A 14,058-nucleotide genomic window follows, 5' to 3' on the forward strand; every position below is an offset into this window, starting at 1 on the left:
CTGCTTGTCTTGAAAACTAGTAAAAATTTAAGGGGGAAAAAATGTGAAATTAAGAAAAGCTTCCTGGTTGTTAATCAGTCTTACCCTGATCCTGTCGATCTTCCTTACAGCATGTACAGGAAATAATGCAGAGGACCCAAAAGAAACTCCTGGAGATGATGGCAAGAAAGAAGAAGAGCAGGCTTCGGGTCCGCAGCAAGGCGGGGATTTGATCATTGGTTCTACTGGTGCACCAACAGTTTTCAACCCGCTTTACTCAACTGATACGTCGAGCTCTGACATTGAAGGGTTCATTTTTGACAGTCTTGTATCATCCGATACTGAATTCAATCCGACGATGAGCATGGCGGAGTCTATTGATATTTCTGAAGATGGCCTGACTTTTACAGCGAAATTGAAAAAAGGCATCAAATGGCATGATGGTGAAGAGTTCACTGCAGACGACGTTGTGTTCACCTTCAGTATCCCGAAAAATCCTGAATACAATGGTGAGCGCGGATCTGCCTTCGAAGCAATGGAATCTGTTTCAAAGGTTGATGATTATACTGTCGAGTTCAAGCTGAGCAAGAAGGATGCTTCCTTCTATCCAGTATCATTAAGCTACTACATCCTGCCTGAGCATATCCTGAAGGATGTCCCTGTTGCTGAACTCGGGGAGCATGAATTCAATACTAAGAGCCCGATTGGTACTGGTCCGTTCAAATTCGTTGAATGGAAAGACGGAGAGTATGTAAAAGTTGAAGCGTTCGATGATTACTTCAAAGGCCGTCCATACCTGGATACACTCACGTATAAGATCGTTCCAGATATGGATGCCATGATTGCACAAATCCAGGCAGGTGATATCCACTTTGCAGCTGGAGTCCCAGGTACAGATATTGAAACGGTCAAGTCATTCCCGGGTGTTAAAGTGGAGTCTGGTCTTGGTCTTTCATACACATATTTGGGATACAACCAAAAGAACGAACTGTTCAAAGACAAAAAAGTCCGCCAGGCGATCACTCACGCTATTGACAGGGAAGCAATCGTCAGCTCTGTCATGAACGGAGACGGAAAAGTGGCGCATGTTCCAGAAAGCCCACTATCGTTTGCATACAATGAAGATGTTCCTAAATTTGAATTTGATGTTGAAAAAGCAAAATCTTTACTGGCTGAAGCTGGCTGGAAGGACTCAGATGGTGACGGAATCCTTGACAAAGATGGCAAGAAATTCTCCTTCACGGTAAAAACAAACCAAGGTAACAAGGTAAGGGAAGACATTGTCGTCGTACTACAGGAACAATTGAAAGAAGTCGGAATCGAAGCGAAGCCTGAAATCGTTGAATGGAGCGCGTTCATCGAGCAAATCTCGGCTCCAAACTGGAATTACGACGCACTTGTCCTTGGATGGAGCTTGTCAACATTCCCGGATCAGTATGATATTTTCCATACAAGCCAGATGGAAGAAGGCTTGAACTTCGTCTGGTACTCGAATCCTGAAGCGGATAAGCTGATGGAAGAAGCGAAGCAGATCCTTGATCAGGATGAGTACAAAGCAGCATATGCCGACATTTATAAGATGCTGGCAGAAGACCAGCCATACACATTCCTGTATTATCCAAATGTTCACAGGGTCATGCCGGCTAATCTGGAAGGCTATGTGTTCCACGCGAAGGATGATTTTTATGATATCTCCAAGTGGTGGCTGAAACAATAGGATCAGGGTGGGAGGGAAGGGAGAATCCCTTCCCTTTCAAGTTTAATTATCTCTTATTACTAAAAGGAGAATTGCCATGCTATCTTATATCATTCGCCGAATATTGATGGCCATTCCTTTGCTGCTGGGCATAACCATCGTCTCTTTTGCCATTATGAAGCTGGCGCCTGGGGATCCTGCCAGCTTGATGATGGATCCGACGATCAGCCCTGAGGACAAGGCCAGGTTCATGGAAAGGTACGGTCTTAACGATCCTGTTCATATCCAGTATTTAAAATGGCTGGGAGCCATGCTTCAAGGTGATTTTGGTACTTCATTGATCCGCAAAGGGGTTCCTGTAATGGAAATGATCATGAACAGGATGCCGAATACTATTTTATTGATGGTCGTTTCGACTCTGCTGGCATTGTTGATTTCCATTCCTTTTGGAATCATTTCGGCCACAAGACCGTATTCGAAGCTTGACTATACAGTAACTGTTACATCTTTTCTAGGCGTAGCAACACCAAACTTCTTTCTTGGCTTGATTCTGATCATGGTTTTTGCTGTCCAGAATAACTGGTTCCCAACAGGTGGGGTGGCAACCCTGAATGCTCCGTTCAGTCTCTGGGACAGAATCCATCACTTAATCATGCCGGCATTTGTTCTGGCGGCCGCGGACATGGCAGGACTGACCAGGTATACAAGATCGAGCATGATGGAAGTGATCAAGCAGGATTATATGAGGACTGCTAGAGCGAAGGGATTCAAGGAGAACAAAGTCATCTATAAACACGGCCTTCGAAATGGACTGATTCCAGTCATCACGATTTTTGGTCTGATGATTCCTTCCTTCATTGGCGGAGCAGTTATAGTTGAAAAAATCTTTACCTGGCCGGGAATTGGCTTGTTATTCGTAGATTCTGCGTTCCAGCGGGATTATCCGGTACTGATGGGATTGACTGTCATTTCGGCGGTATTCGTCGTGATCGGTAATTTGATCGCAGACATCCTGTACGCAATTTTTGATCCAAGGATCGAGTATTAAGGGGAGGTAAACATGGCAAAAACAAATCTAGCTGGAAATCAATCTGGCAGCCTGGAATTGCATGGTGTTAACACCTCGCATGACACAATGCTTGGAATCATAGTCAGGAAATTCGTGAAAAATAAACTTGCTGTTTTTGGCGGCATTTTTCTGATCATCATCATAACTGCTGCTCTGTTAGCGCCAATGATTGCCCCGTACTCACCTTCCAAGCAGAATCTGCTTTTAAAATTGCAGCCGCCGAACAGTGAGCATTGGCTTGGCACAGACAGGTTTGGAAGGGATGTGTTTTCAAGACTTTTATATGGAGCAAGAATTTCGCTTTTGGTCGGATTCGCATCGGTTCTTGGGTCTATTACTATAGGCACCTTCCTTGGAGCTGTCGCTGGCTATGTTGGCGGGATTGTTGATGCGATCATCATGAGATTTGTCGATATCATCCTGTCAATCCCATCCATCTTCTTATTGATTACGCTGGTTACGATTTTCAAGCCGGGAGTGGATAAGCTGATTTTAATCTTCGCGCTGTTGGGTTGGACAACTACTGCACGACTTGTCAGAGGTGAGTTCCTCTCATTAAGGTCGAGAGAGTTTGTCCTGGCATCCAAAACGATTGGTACAAAAACACCAACAATCATTTTCTCTCATATCCTGCCCAATGCCATGGGACCGATCATCGTATCGGCCACGCTGGCAGTAGGCTATGTGATCCTGGCAGAATCAGGATTGAGTTATTTGGGTCTGGGAATACAGCCGCCCCACGCCAGCTGGGGCAATATGCTGCAGGACGCACAGAATTTCACGATTCTTTTGAAATCCTGGTGGTATCCGCTGGCTCCGGGATTGATGATCCTCCTGACCGTTATTTGTTTCAACTTTGTCGGCGATGGACTGAGGGATGCGCTCGATCCGAAGATTAACGAGTAAAATTTGATCTTAAGTTGGGATTAGGAAAACATATAGTAACTGTGAAAAGCCAGAGACCTCTCTGGCTTTTAGTCTTTGTCCAGGGAATTATAAAATGTTTCCGTTGTGGATTCCGTTTTTTGTTCATGTTGGGAAATTTTCTCCATGTGAAGGATCCCTTCGAACCATTGGCTGTTAATAACATAAAATGGCTGTAAAAGGGTAAGCCAGTGGAGGGAATGCAATGTGATCGTCAGGACAGATAAGTGGCTTGGAACTGATTTTGCCAATACAAAGAAAGTGTGTGAAAACCTGCTTGGACATTTTCAGGAAGCCGATAATCCCCAAAAAATCTATTCCTATTTAAAGAACTTTGGCATGTACAAGCCGGACCGACGAAACAAAAGGGTTTTCGAAAAGTTGAAAAGAGAAGGGTACTGGAAACGGACAGAGGAACTCTTTAATAAATACAAAAAGAAATGGAATGGACCGGACATTCCAATCTTCATTTTTCCGATGGATCAATCGAACGCGAGGTTAATGAAGGAAGGGAAAGGGAAATCAGGCGTTTCCTTCATCGATAAAATGTTCATCTTCCTGACTCCGGTCGATGACGAGAAAGAGCTGGAAGCATTGTTCGTGCATGAATACCACCATGTATGCAGGATGCAGGCACAAAAGAAAAAACCTGAGGAATATACTCTCCTGGATTCAATTATTTTAGAGGGCCTCGCTGAGCATGCAGTTGCCGAAAATTGCGGTGAAAATTATACGGGGGAATGGAGCAGACGATATTCGACAAAAATTTTGGCTGACTATTGGAAAAAAGAAGTGGAAAACAAGCTTCTAATTACGAGAGAAGATCGTCAGCATGATGAAATTTTGTTTGGTTTAGCCGGAAAACCAAGGCTTCTGGGCTACGCTATGGGCTATGAGATAGTAAAACAATTTAAGCAAAATAGAAATTTTACTGAAAAAGCATCATTTAAGATTCCTTCCTGTGAATTTACAAAGTTACTAAATTTTTAAAAATTTTAAAAACCTAAAAAACCCAGTATCCTCGGGTTTTTTTACTATTTCTAAAAAATTATAAATTTCCCAATTGAAAAAAAAGTATTGCAAATGTAATAAATCTGTAATAACATTTTATTAAAATATATCGAATTTGCAGAATATTTTATTATTTAAAATGTGAGAAGGTGTCCAAATGAGCAACTATTCAATACATAATGAAGCACCTTTGCTTGAGGTCAAGAACCTTGAAACAGCTTTTAATATTGATGGTGAATTTTATAACGCTGTAGACAAGGTGAGTTTTGCTGTCAAACCAAGGCAGATTGTCGGGGTTGTTGGCGAATCAGGGTGCGGGAAATCGGTTATGAGCCTATCGGTCATGCAGCTCCTGCCAAAAGGGGTTGGAAAGATTCGAGGCGGCGAGATTGTTTTCGAAGGAGTTCATCTCGAACAGTTATCCGAAAAGGAAATGAACAAAATCCGCGGGCGGGATATCTCAATGATCTTCCAGGAACCCATGACATCGATGAATCCGGTTTTTACTATAGGATTCCAACTGCAGGAAGTATTGTTCAACCATACAAAAATCTCAAAAGCAGAAGCAAGGCAGAAGAGTATCGCGCTATTGAAAAGCGTGGGCATTTCCCGTCCTGAGAAAATCGTAGATGAGTATCCACACCAGTTATCCGGAGGTATGAGGCAGAGGGTCATGATTGCGATGGCCATTGCCAACCAGCCAAAGCTTCTGATTGCGGACGAGCCTACAACAGCATTGGACGTGACAGTCCAAGCCCAGATTCTCGAATTGCTCAAGAGTATCCAGGAAGTTAATGATATGTCGGTCATCATGATCACCCATGACCTTGGCGTTGTTGCAGAAATGTGTGATGAAGTCATCGTAATGTATGCAGGCCGGATTGTTGAACGTGCTGACGTTGACACACTTTTTTATAACCCGAAGCATCCATACACAGAATTGATGATGGGTGCCATCCCTAAAATGGATGAGGACAAAGAAGAACTAAGCTCAATCAAGGGAATCGTCCCGTCGCTAAAGAATATGCCTGCAACTGGCTGCCGATTCGCAAACCGTTGTCCGAAAGCAATGCCAGAGTGTACAAGTATCACTCCACAGCTTGGAGAAATCGAGCAAGGACATGAAGTGGCGTGCATTCTATATGAAGCAAGTATGCCAAAAGAAGGAGTTAAGGCATAATGAGCAATACAACATTAACAGAAAAAGAGAATTTGCTGGAAATCAATAATCTGAAAACCTATTATCCTGTAAAAGGCGGATTTTTCCGCCGCACAATTGGCAATGTCAAGGCTGTCGATGATGTCTCATTCGAAATTAAAAAGGGTGAAACATTGGGTCTCGTTGGGGAATCGGGCTGCGGCAAATCAACAACAGGAAGAACCATTATCAGATTGTTGAATGCGACAGATGGGGAAATCATTTTTGAAGGCAAGGACATCACAAAATTAAGAGGCAAGACACTTCAGGCGATCCGCCAGGATATCCAGATGGTCTTCCAGGATCCTTACGCTTCACTTAACCCGATGCAAATGGTTGGTGACATTGTTTCTGAACCAATCCGGAATTTCAAGAATGCAAGTTTGAAAGACTTGAAAGATGAAGTCATGGATTTATTAACAAGAGTTGGACTTCCTGAAGATGCTTACTACAAATATGCCCATGAATTTTCAGGCGGGCAGAGACAAAGGATCGGCATTGCCAGGGCGCTGGCGCTGAGACCAAAGCTGATCATCGCTGATGAGCCGGTATCTGCCCTTGACGTATCCGTGCAATCCCAGGTTCTCAATCTATTGAAAGAACTTCAGAAGGAATTTGACTTGACATTCTTATTTATCGCTCATGACCTTAGTGTCGTTAAGCATATGAGTGACCGGATCGGCGTAATGTATCTCGGCAATATGGTTGAAATTGCCGACCGCAACAGCATGTATGCTGAGCCGCTCCACCCATATACCCAGGCTTTGATTTCAGCCATTCCAATGCCGGATCCGCGCAGGAAGAAGGAAAGGATTGTACTTGAAGGAGACGTGCCAAGTCCATTGAACCCTCCAACAGGCTGCCCATTCCATCCGCGCTGCCCAGCTGCGATGGCAGAGTGTTCCCAAGTAAAGCCAGCTTTAAAGGAGGTGAAGCCAGGACACCGAGTTGCTTGCCACCTTTACTAGGGCAATAATTTTTGCAAACAAATACATTGAAAAACGGGGGGAAAACCATGAAGAAACCATTGCTTTGGCTAGCTATGCTAGTATTGGTTTTATCAACATTCCTTGCTGCGTGCAGCGGGGGAGAAAAAGAGAAGACAACAGCTGATCCAAAAAAGGACGACAAAGACAACGCAGCAGAAGAAACAGGACCGCAGGATGGCGGTACATTGACTTACGCTTTAAGCTCTGAGTTCAAAGGCCTTTTGAACTGGAACTTTTACGATGCTGACGGAGACGATGACATCATCGCATTCTTCGACGATGAGTTGATTAGTTATGATGAAAACTTGAAAGCAGAACCAAACATTGCAAGCTGGGAAACTGAAGACAACAAAGTTTTCACTTTCACATTTCAAAAAGGCGTAAAATGGCACAATGGAGAAGAATTGACAGTTCATGACTGGGTATTCGCTCTTGAAACAATCGCTACACTTGGTGGAGAACACCAGCGCTGGTCTAACGTTAACACAATCGAAGGTGCAAAGGATTTCAACGAAGGAAAGTCTGACAAAATTGCCGGTCTTGAAGTAGTTGATGATTATACTTTGAAAATCACTTTTGACAAAGCTCGCGTAAACAACCTTGAGAATGTTTGGGCTTACCCGCTTTCTCGCAAGGAATTCGAAGGAATCGATCCTAAGGATATGGCTGCTTCTGAGCAGGTCCGCACTAAGCCTGTCGGAACTGGTCCATTCAAAGTTGCAAAGGTTATCCCTGGTGAATCAGTAGAACTAGTTAAAAACGAAAACTACTGGAAAGGTGCTCCGCACTTAGACAAGATCGTTGTTAAAGTTATCGATTCTTCACTTACTACTGGAGAACTTAAGAATGGAACTCTTGACATGACTCCATTCCATCCAACAGTTCTTCCGGAAGTAGAAGCTCTTGATAATGTTGAAGTAGTAAAATACCCTGGCTTATCTTACTACTATATCGGTTTCAAACTTGGTAAATACGATGGCAAGAAAAACGTAATGGACAAAGATAAGTATCAAAGCAAAGAATTGCGCCAAGCTATGCTTTTCGCAATCAACCGCGAAGAGTGGGTAGATGCGTTCTTCAGTGGATTAGGAAAGCCGCTTAACCGTCCTATCCCATCTTCACACTGGATTGCTGCACCTAATGAAGATATGCCAATCCAATATGAATACAACCCAGAAAAAGCGAAAGAAATCCTTGACAAAGCTGGATATGTTGATAAAGACGGAGATGGATTCCGTGAAGATCCAAAGGGTGAAAAGTTCACTGTTAAGTTCTCTCACTATGCAACTGGAAACCCAACTTTCGAAGCACGTGCAAAAGCTATGACTCAGTATTGGGAAGAAGTTGGTTTGAAGTCTGAGCTTCAAATGACCGATGTTAACCTTTACTATGATCAGCTTGAAAAAGATGACCCTGCTCTAGAAGTATTCTATGGCGGATGGGGAACTGGTGCAGATCCGGATCCACTTCCACTTTGGGGTATTGAATCTGTATGGAACTACCCACGTTGGGTAAATGAAGATGCTCAAAAGCTTCTTGAAGATGCTGTTGATCTAGAAGTAGTTGGAACTGACACTGAAAAGCGTGCACAATTGTATGCTGACTGGCAGAAGATTTTCAACGAAGAAGTACCATCACTTCCAATCCTTGAACTAGAAGAAGTTATGGCTGTTGCTAAGCGCGTTCAAGGCGTCAAGTACGACGTTTCTGGTTCTAACTCACCTCATGAATGGTGGATCAAGCAATAATCATTAAGTACCACCTATTCAGTTAAGGAGAATGCATATGCTTAAATACAGTTTACGACGCATACTCGGCATGATTCCTATGCTTTTCCTTATCTCTATTGTAGTGTTTTCCCTGGCGAAACTTATGCCAGGGGACTCACTCAGTGGGGAGATCGATCCAAACAATACGGATCCGGCATACATAGAGGAGATGCGCGAGAAGCTCGGTTATAATGACCCAGTCCACATTCAATATTTCACATGGATCACAAATTTCATGCAGGGAGACTTCGGAAAATCAACCCGTTATAAAATCCCGGCAAGTGAAATCATTGGCGAACGTCTGCCAAATACGATATTTCTAGGCTTTTCAAGTATTTTAATAACTTATGTTTTAGCGTTTATCATGGGTATTTATGCCGGAAGGAAGCCATATACAATTGGTGATAACTTCATAGGTACCGCTAACTATATTGGATTGGCCCTCCCTTCATTTGTTGCAGGGGTGTTCGCCATCTATTTCTTCTCATTTAATTTAGGCTGGTTCCCTTCGAACGGTTCTGTGGATATCTCTACCACCGAAGGTACAGCTGCATATTGGTTAAGCCGAATTCATCATGTTTTCTTACCAGCACTTGTATTAGGTTTATTAAGTACTGCAAGCTATACGCAATTCCTGCGTAATGACATTATAGAAAACAGCCGTAAAGATTTTGTAAGGACGGCACGTGCTAAAGGCACACCTGAAAAAAAGATTTACAATCAGCACATCTTACGTAATTCAATCATCCCGCTGATTACATTCCTTGGATTTGATATCGTTGCATTGGTCGGTGGCGCAATTATCACCGAAACAATCTTCACTTATCCTGGTATCGGTCAATTATTCTTGAACTCTGTCAGCCAAAGAGACTATCCAGTCCTTATGACATTGACAATGATGTTCTCATTCTTGACACTGTTTGGAAACCTTGTTGCAGATATTTTATATGGAATCGTTGATCCAAGGATCAGGCTTGATTAAGGAGGATGGCTATGGAAGTTTCTACAGCAAATAATACACAGATTAACCTGAAGCCGGAAAAAGGCATGTCTCCTTGGGCCATCGCTAGAAGAAAATTTGTGAAAAACAAGTTGGCGATGACAAGCTTGATCTTCTTGGTTTTCGTAATGATTGTCTCTTTCCTGGCTCCATACATTACAACAACAGATATAACAAAAATCAACATTGGCTCAATGTCCTTAAAGCCATCTGCAGAGCATTGGCTGGGAACGGACAAAAATGGGCGTGACGTTTTCACCAGATTGTTATACGGCGGAAGGGTATCACTCTTAGTCGGAATAAGCTGTACATTATTCGTAATCATTTTTGGAACGATTGTAGGTTCAATCGCAGGATATTTCGGCGGTATCGTTGACAGCATGCTTATGCGCTTCACTGATTTCGTCCTGAACTTCCCATTCCTGGTTTTCGTTATCGTATTGGCTACAATTTTCCATGGTAAAATCAATGGTCTTGTCATCCTGATCATGGTTATCAGCTTGCTGAGCTGGGGCGGGGTAGCGAGGATTGTCCGAAGCAAGATTTTGGCGGAAAAGGAGAATGAATACATTCTTGCTGCCATCTCAATCGGATGTTCACCATTCAAAGTAATCACAAAGCATTTACTTCCAAATGTCCTTTCAACAATCATCGTACAAGCAACGATCTTGTTCGCTTCCATGATTGTCGCAGAGACTGGATTAAGCTTCTTGGGCTTCGGTGTTCCTTCTGAAATTCCAAGCTGGGGTAACATGCTTGCATTCGCAAATGAACCAGACGTATTACAAGGAAAGCAGTGGATCTGGATTCCACCTGCACTTGCCATTACACTCACGATTTTGTCGATCAACTTCGTTGGTGAAGGTCTAAAAGATGCATTGAATCCAAGATCACGCCGTTAAAAAATCTACCATACAAAGGTAGATTTTTTATTTTGCTTATTTTTCAATCAGAGGGGTGAGGTCATAGACCCGCCCCTTTTTAGAGCCTGCGCAGGGCAGACTGAGTGAAATCAGGAAAGAAGAGGCGGACTTCCGTTTTGATATTGGTATTAATAAAAAATCGGAAAATTGACTGAGCGTAATGGTGTTGCCATAGAGGAAGTAATAATCACTTAATGCGAGGATGTGGGCTGTTTTAGATGAAGTTTGGCATACAGGGCAATACCAGCTTCCATGAATTTTGTGCATAGATATAGCCTTGCATTCCGGACATTGGACTCCTTTTCTCACATCATCAGGATGAATGGAATAGGTATCAAATATATTGGGCTTAAAGGGTACATGATATTTTACCAGCTGTTTAGCTATTCTTTTAGTCTCCTTTATTGTAGTTATCTCTTTTAGATAACGTTTTTCTAAGTCGATAATCCTCGCTATTAGATGGCCAGCTTGTACAACTCGGAAGTTATTGTAAGAGTTATTTCCTTTTGATTTTATAATGGTTGAAGGTCTTGATATAGCAATAAGGTACTCGAGGTTTAATGAGGGTAGGTTATGATCATCAAGCCATTGTGACAATAGCCTGACATGTCTTTGAACTTGGGTGAAGGGATCACGGATGCCTTCTTCTTTTTCGTTGAAAATCCGAATGCACTGATTGAATTCATGGTCAAAGACAATTGTTCCGGCAATATTCTTGGAATCAATAATGAAAGAAACGCTGGGGGAGAGCAGGAGGGAGTCGATTTGAAAGAAGTGGACACCATGCTGTAACCGGAGATCATTAATAATCAGATAGTTATTATCTTTAAGAAACGATAAGTGGTATTCCAGTTCTTTTTCACCTCTTAATCCTGCAAGTTTTTTTCGATATTCTTCTTCTATTAAGGGCAGTTTCGGATGATTTACATCGAGTCGGCGGATTAATGCCTCTTCTGCTTTCAATTTATAAGGTATGTCCCTGTCTTTATAAAACAAAATCATCTCTCCTTTTGATGGTTTATAGGAGAGAATTCTTTAAAATACTGTAAACTCCTCTCGTTGAGTGTGAAGAATTAGTGACAAAAAGGATATATTCCTTAAAATCCTGATATATTCCTGAATTAGGTCAGGATATTCCTTAAAATCTGGTTTTATTCCTAAAAACAAGTGGATACCTTCCGTAAAAAATGAATATATTCCTAAATGTCATAAATAAACACCTTTCAGTACTTCCTCACCAACTTCCTTCATATATATATAATAAAAATGGACAGGCCGGGGTGAGGTAAGTGTGTGAAGTAATTTCCTGTTGTAAAGAGAGTCAATCTTATGATTTTTAGAATGTTTGTTTTGACGATTGGTTTTAGTCTGGCTGTATCAGGGGGGATCAGCACAATCGCGTATTTGAATATGATTACAGCCGGGCACGGTTTGGACGAGTATTTATCCTTTATCTCCCGGAGAGTGGAATGCTACTTGCTGCCAGCGGGAATGGGGATCATCTGGTTAAGTATTTATTGGCCGCATAACAGCGATATAAATTGATCTTCCTTTTAAGGAATATTTTTACTTAGTGCTGCCCATACTGATGGACAAACAGTTTCTTGAAGTGAGGGGTTAAAAATCATGTTGTATCTTCATGATGTCTGGGTAAACTGGTTCGAAGGGGAAGAGAATGGCTATAATGTCTGCCATTTCCACGAGTGGCGGAAGGATGATGGTGTTGAACTGCTTGACCAGGTGCCGCTTCTGAAAATTGATCATCTGTTATTTAATTACATTGAAAATGATTTATCTGAGTTGCCTCAACAGCTTCTGGATGACATTTACCGAAAGGCGTATTTGAGGAAAAATCATGAACGCACACAGCTTGATTATTGCTTCGTCGTATCGGATGGTACTGGAATCCTGGCAGTTGACACAATCGGCTATAATATCCCGATCCGAAAGAGCCGGCTTATCCCGCGTCAGGAACAGCTGGTGTACGAAATGATTGAAAATCAGGATACGATCCAATATGGATTCAATGACCAAAGTGCCTTAAAGGATTTCCATATCTTATCACCTTCTCCAGATTTAATGAGAGGATTGACCCGTAAGGAAAGACAGTTGAAGCAATTATTGTTCATGGCCATGGATCAGCTGAATTCTTCAAAAAATGTAGCTGAAGTCCGATATTGGTTCACTGAATGGAAACCTGAACTATATGAAGAAATTCAACGTCTCTCATTTGAAGAGGTGTGGGAGCAGTTGTATGAAGAAACAAAGTTTGGATGGTCACCTAAGCACCAGAAATTTTGCGAAAATATAATCAAGGGACAGGCCTTTTTCGAAAAACTTTGGGAAATGGAGCACGGCCCAAAAGTAAATTAATTAGCCTTATTGAAATAAAAGGAGCTGACACAGTGTCAGCTCCTTTCTTGGTTTATTTCCGCTTGCGCCCAAGGCCCATCGCATTCTCCATTTTCTTAAGCATTTTATTTGCAACAAAGTTTGCTTTTTCAGCTCCGCGATCAAGAATTTCATCCAGTTCCTCTGAATCAATCAGCTCATAGTATTTTTTCTGGATTGGTTCAATGACATTGACAACACCCTTTGCAAGGTCACCTTTGAAATCACCGTATCCTTTACCCTCATATTCCTTTTCAATTTCAGCAATCGCCTTGCCGGTTAAAATAGAGTAGATGGACAAGAGATTGGAAATGCCTGGTTTGTTTTCTTTATCATATTTTACAATACCCTCAGAGTCAGTTACAGCGCTCTTGATTTTCTTTTCAATTAGCTTTGGTTCATCAAGCATAGAGATGAAAGCCTTACTGTTAGGATCTGATTTGCTCATTTTCTTCAATGGATCCTGTAAGGACATGACTCTTGCACCGACTTTAGCTATTCGTACTTCCGGAATTGTAAAAATGTCATTGTATTTCTTGTTGAAACGTTCAGCAAGATCCCTTGTCAACTCTAGATGCTGCTTTTGGTCTTCTCCGACTGGCACGAGATTCGTATTATATAGAAGGATATCGGCAGCCATAAGCGGAGGATAGGTTAAAAGACCGGCTGAGACAGCTTCTTTCCCGGTCGATTTATCCTTGAATTGAGTCATCCTTTCAAGCTCGCCTATATAAGCAACACATTGCATCATCCATCCTGCCTGAGCATGTGCCGGAACTTCCGACTGAATGAATAAAGTTACTTTCTCAGGGTCAATTCCTGAAGCGATGTACAATGCTGCGAGGCTCTTTATATTTTTGCGAAGCTGCAAACGGTCCTGCGGCACGGTTATCGCATGCTGGTCAACGATACAGAAGTAACAATTATATTGTTCCTGCAGCTCTGTGAATTGTTTCATTGCACCGATATAGTTGCCAAGTGTGATCGTACCGCTCGGCTGGATGCCAGAAAATATAGTCTCCATAATAAATTCCTCCTATGAAATATATATTGTATTCTTTTGTCTGAATTCAGTTGGTATTGCCGCAAACAGAGGAAAAAGAACACAA

General features: G+C 42.2%; 13 protein-coding genes. 11 read left to right on the top strand and 2 right to left on the bottom strand.

The window, feature by feature from the left end; all coding sequences use genetic code 11:
- The first annotated feature begins 43 nt into the window (after positions 1 to 43).
- From J7E37_RS14600 to opp4C (J7E37_RS14640), 9 genes are all read left to right on the top strand, one after another.
- Complete coding sequence (locus J7E37_RS14600; protein WP_214776586.1) at positions 44 to 1,696, top strand: peptide-binding protein; 1,653 nt, start codon at positions 44 to 46, stop codon at positions 1,694 to 1,696.
- Positions 1,697 to 1,772: 76 nt separating this feature from the next.
- Positions 1,773 to 2,723, top strand: a complete 951-nt coding sequence (locus J7E37_RS14605) for an ABC transporter permease (RefSeq protein ID WP_214776585.1) — start codon at positions 1,773 to 1,775, stop codon at positions 2,721 to 2,723.
- A gap of 87 nt (positions 2,724 to 2,810) precedes the next feature.
- The gene (gene opp4C, locus J7E37_RS14610; protein WP_251009690.1) at positions 2,811 to 3,650 is read left to right on the top strand and encodes an oligopeptide ABC transporter permease; all 840 of its coding nucleotides are present in this window, start codon (positions 2,811 to 2,813) and stop codon (positions 3,648 to 3,650) included.
- Positions 3,651 to 3,875: 225 nt separating this feature from the next.
- Complete coding sequence (locus tag J7E37_RS14615; protein ID WP_353050025.1) at positions 3,876 to 4,658, top strand: DUF2268 domain-containing putative Zn-dependent protease; 783 nt, start codon at positions 3,876 to 3,878, stop codon at positions 4,656 to 4,658.
- Between the two features lie 178 nt (positions 4,659 to 4,836).
- On the top strand, positions 4,837 to 5,859 hold the full coding sequence (locus J7E37_RS14620; protein ID WP_192472267.1) for an ABC transporter ATP-binding protein: 1,023 nt from the start codon (positions 4,837 to 4,839) through the stop codon (positions 5,857 to 5,859).
- On the top strand, positions 5,859 to 6,845 hold the full coding sequence (locus tag J7E37_RS14625) for an ABC transporter ATP-binding protein (RefSeq protein ID WP_214776583.1): 987 nt from the start codon (positions 5,859 to 5,861) through the stop codon (positions 6,843 to 6,845). The genes J7E37_RS14620 and J7E37_RS14625 overlap by 1 nt, the downstream gene beginning before the upstream one ends.
- 47 nt (positions 6,846 to 6,892) lie before the next feature.
- A complete protein-coding gene (gene opp4A, locus J7E37_RS14630) occupies positions 6,893 to 8,614 on the top strand; it encodes an oligopeptide ABC transporter substrate-binding protein (RefSeq protein WP_214776582.1) in 1,722 nt (573 codons plus the stop codon).
- Positions 8,615 to 8,651: 37 nt separating this feature from the next.
- Positions 8,652 to 9,617 carry an oligopeptide ABC transporter permease gene (gene opp4B / locus J7E37_RS14635; RefSeq protein WP_214776581.1) on the top strand — a complete coding sequence of 322 codons (966 nt, stop codon included), beginning with the start codon at positions 8,652 to 8,654 and terminating at the stop codon, positions 9,615 to 9,617.
- 11 nt (positions 9,618 to 9,628) lie between these two features.
- Positions 9,629 to 10,537 carry an oligopeptide ABC transporter permease gene (gene opp4C, locus J7E37_RS14640; protein ID WP_214776580.1) on the top strand — a complete coding sequence of 303 codons (909 nt, stop codon included), beginning with the start codon at positions 9,629 to 9,631 and terminating at the stop codon, positions 10,535 to 10,537.
- 36 nt (positions 10,538 to 10,573) lie between these two features.
- Here opp4C (J7E37_RS14640) and J7E37_RS14645 read toward each other — a convergent pair whose 3' ends face one another.
- Positions 10,574 to 11,554 carry a nuclease-related domain-containing protein gene (locus tag J7E37_RS14645; protein WP_214776579.1) on the bottom strand — a complete coding sequence of 327 codons (981 nt, stop codon included), beginning with the start codon at positions 11,552 to 11,554 and terminating at the stop codon, positions 10,574 to 10,576.
- Between the two features lie 333 nt (positions 11,555 to 11,887).
- Between J7E37_RS14645 and J7E37_RS14650 the strand changes: the two genes are divergently transcribed.
- Together J7E37_RS14650 and J7E37_RS14655 are read left to right on the top strand one after the other, a co-directional pair.
- Positions 11,888 to 12,103, top strand: coding sequence for a YuzI family membrane protein (locus J7E37_RS14650; protein WP_214776578.1), 216 nt, complete (start codon positions 11,888 to 11,890; stop codon positions 12,101 to 12,103).
- An 81-nt stretch (positions 12,104 to 12,184) separates the two neighbouring features.
- Entirely contained in the window at positions 12,185 to 12,931 is a 747-nt protein-coding gene (locus J7E37_RS14655; RefSeq protein WP_192472274.1) for a YjbA family protein, read from the top strand.
- Positions 12,932 to 12,983: 52 nt separating this feature from the next.
- Here J7E37_RS14655 and trpS read toward each other — a convergent pair whose 3' ends face one another.
- Positions 12,984 to 13,976 carry a tryptophan--tRNA ligase gene (trpS, locus tag J7E37_RS14660; RefSeq protein WP_215024799.1) on the bottom strand — a complete coding sequence of 331 codons (993 nt, stop codon included), beginning with the start codon at positions 13,974 to 13,976 and terminating at the stop codon, positions 12,984 to 12,986.
- Between the last annotated feature and the right edge of the window lie 82 nt (positions 13,977 to 14,058).

This window comes from Bacillus sp. ISL-39 (genome assembly GCF_018613295.1).
Classification (GTDB): Bacteria; Bacillota; Bacilli; order Bacillales; family Cytobacillaceae; genus Mesobacillus.

Excerpts from the sequence above, each read along its gene's own strand:
- J7E37_RS14605 (WP_214776585.1), top strand. The coding sequence starts at position 1,773 with ATGCTATCTTATATCATTCGCCGAATATTGATGGCCATTCCTTTGCTG.
- opp4C (WP_251009690.1), top strand. The coding sequence starts at position 2,811 with ATGCTTGGAATCATAGTCAGGAAATTCGTGAAAAATAAACTTGCTGTT.
- J7E37_RS14620 (WP_192472267.1), top strand. The coding sequence starts at position 4,837 with ATGAGCAACTATTCAATACATAATGAAGCACCTTTGCTTGAGGTCAAG.
- J7E37_RS14625 (WP_214776583.1), top strand. The coding sequence starts at position 5,859 with ATGAGCAATACAACATTAACAGAAAAAGAGAATTTGCTGGAAATCAAT.
- opp4A (WP_214776582.1), top strand. The coding sequence starts at position 6,893 with ATGAAGAAACCATTGCTTTGGCTAGCTATGCTAGTATTGGTTTTATCA.
- opp4B (WP_214776581.1), top strand. The coding sequence starts at position 8,652 with ATGCTTAAATACAGTTTACGACGCATACTCGGCATGATTCCTATGCTT.
- opp4C (WP_214776580.1), top strand. The coding sequence starts at position 9,629 with ATGGAAGTTTCTACAGCAAATAATACACAGATTAACCTGAAGCCGGAA.
- J7E37_RS14650 (WP_214776578.1), top strand. The coding sequence starts at position 11,888 with ATGATTTTTAGAATGTTTGTTTTGACGATTGGTTTTAGTCTGGCTGTA.
- J7E37_RS14655 (WP_192472274.1), top strand. The coding sequence starts at position 12,185 with ATGTTGTATCTTCATGATGTCTGGGTAAACTGGTTCGAAGGGGAAGAG.